This window comes from Winogradskyella sp. UBA3174, from assembly GCF_002364335.1.
Taxonomy (GTDB): domain Bacteria; phylum Bacteroidota; class Bacteroidia; order Flavobacteriales; family Flavobacteriaceae; genus Winogradskyella.
The window spans coordinates 3,798-6,066 of record NZ_DEXW01000067.1 but is presented as its reverse complement, the minus strand read 5'-3'; the positions used below and the strand labels follow the sequence as shown (position 1 = coordinate 6,066).

Genomic DNA, 2,269 nt, shown 5'->3' with positions numbered 1-2,269 from the left:
AAATTCCGAAGGAATTTTCTAGATAAGCACTTGCCAAAGCAATTAATTATACACCGTGTTGTGGTGTCGTTTTTATTTTCCATTCCAATTTTTATACTCAGTTTGATATTTTTCTCTATCTGTCGAGTGGATTCCGAAAATTGTAATTCCGCTGTCAAATATTTTAATTTCAAAATCACGTTTTATTGAATATCGATCATCCAAGTCATTTGACAAGTAGGCAAACCCTAAAAACAATACAGCATAAACAATCCAAAATATTTTGGATATGCGTTTCGAAATATTGATTTTCCATATTCGGTTTAGAGTTAATGTTATAATTAGACAAAACGCAAAATAAGTCAACAAATTAATCGTCATTTCAATTAAGAAATATTGGGTTGATAAAGATGTGTGAAATCCTTCGCACTTATAAATCATTGGAAATCCATAAAAGAAAACATCCTTTGCGTCAATTGCTATTCCGTACGACCATTTTGTTATAATTCCGAATGAAATTAAAGTTAAAGGTAAGGTCAATCGGAATATTATTTTTTTCATTTATTGAATTCAGAAGTTTGAGTGGTAAATGCACCACAACGGCTAGTATATGAAAAGTAGCGGTTTTTAGGCACTAACTTTTTGGTTTGAGACTTACTTTATTATATTGATTTTCTTTTGTTTAAGCACTTAATCCGCTATTTTTTATATACAATGTTGTACACTGGCCTTTTACTTAATTGTAAATTCGTAAGCCGCAAGTGGTGCTGTTATCGGTCTAGTCTCTTTTTCTCCCGAATTTGAAACGGCTGAAATATAGTATTCAATGTTAGTTCCAGAATTATGATTTGGAATTTCGGCAAAGAAATGATTTTCATTGTCGGCTTGAGAAAGTGTAATAGTTTTCCATTCAATTTCTCCTGATAATCTCCAGAAGAGCTCACTTTTATTCTCAACAAGTCCTTTTTTACTATAGTCGATTATTGTTGCATATACTTTGTTCTTTTGATTTGAATCGACTTCAGATTTAATTTTATTTACACTTATAAAAAGCATCTCTGGATTCCAAATTGCTCTTGTTCGGCAATGCAAGGCATCTCCATTGTTCCAACCATAAGCTCGGTAATGCTTTCTTAATTCTTCCGTCACGAAAGGCTCATCATTCAAGGCGAATTTAAATCCTTTAACCTCATATCCAGGCATTGCATCTTCCCAAGTTTTTAATGCAATTGAATCTTGAGGAATATCAAAAAGTGGAACATAAACTACTTTGTTTAATATAAGAGAATTAGTGTAGGCAGCTAAACGCTCATCTTTGTATCGTGCAGTCTTGATTTTTAATATTTTGTAGGGTTTGTTATAGGGTGTTTTTAATATCGAAAGTTCTTTGGCAACAATTTCATTGTAGATGTTATAGAGTTCGTGGTCGCTTGGTGGCTCTGCAACTAAAATAGTTTCTTCGTCAATAAGTTTTAACAAGCAATCAATATGTTGAATTCCGTTAGTTTCAAAATTAGAAATGATATTATATCGTTGAAAACCTAGTAATGAATCATTTAGTTGCAGAAAATTTTCACTATCAATTCCGTGATGCTTGTTTTCATTAAGGATAATACAGGTAGAGAAAGCTGTTCCTAATCCATCAGTCAACACACTTCCGCCAGTATTGTTAATTGGCAAGTTTATAATCTCAAACCCCAATTGTTTGGCAAGGGGAATTGTTGCGTCATCATCAATTTGTGTTAGTTCTATTTTATTGTTTTCATCCATATATAGGAACTGCAATGAATCGTTACAAGCCAAACCAGTTACAGGTGTTGAATAAATGTATTTTCCATCTGCTAATTTGTATTCATTTTTGTTCGTGAAAACTGCACTTGGTCCCCAATCTCTCGTCCACCAAGCGTCAACTCCTTGTTTTGCATAAATAAAAGTTACGTTTTCCGGATTTATACGCCATTCACTAAACCATTTTTCAGCTTCTTTTCGAGAGTCCTCATTTTCCACCAAAGTGAATAGATGATTGTCATTCGCAAGTTCAATAACCAATTTATGTGGAATACTCAATGGCCAAACAACTAATGTGCCTAAAGCTGGTTCCCATTCTGCAGCAGTTCTATTATTAAGCCCTTGTGAATAAAAATTGGGTTCAACTGTTTCTGAATCCTTTTTGGAATTATTTGAACAGGAAAAGAGAAATAATAGGATTAATATATTTAGATAATTAAGCTTCATTTTGTTCATAGTTTCTCTTTTGTTCGGCTTGTGTACAACGTCTCGGCTATGGTTA

2 protein-coding genes are annotated in these 2,269 nt (G+C 33.0%); both read right to left on the bottom strand.

All coding sequences use genetic code 11. From position 1 onward, the window contains the following. Positions 1-72 precede the first annotated feature (72 nt). A complete protein-coding gene (locus B2U95_RS13555; RefSeq protein ID WP_296317094.1) occupies positions 73-540 on the bottom strand; it encodes a hypothetical protein in 468 nt (155 codons plus the stop codon). A gap of 171 nt (positions 541-711) precedes the next feature. Further along, the coding region (locus B2U95_RS13550; RefSeq protein WP_296317092.1) for an agmatine deiminase family protein at positions 712-2,269 on the bottom strand (1,558 nt) is incomplete at its 5' end.

Coding starts and splice junctions, on each gene's coding strand:
- B2U95_RS13555 (WP_296317094.1), bottom strand. CDS start 540: ATGAAAAAAATAATATTCCGATTGACCTTACCTTTAACTTTAATTTCA.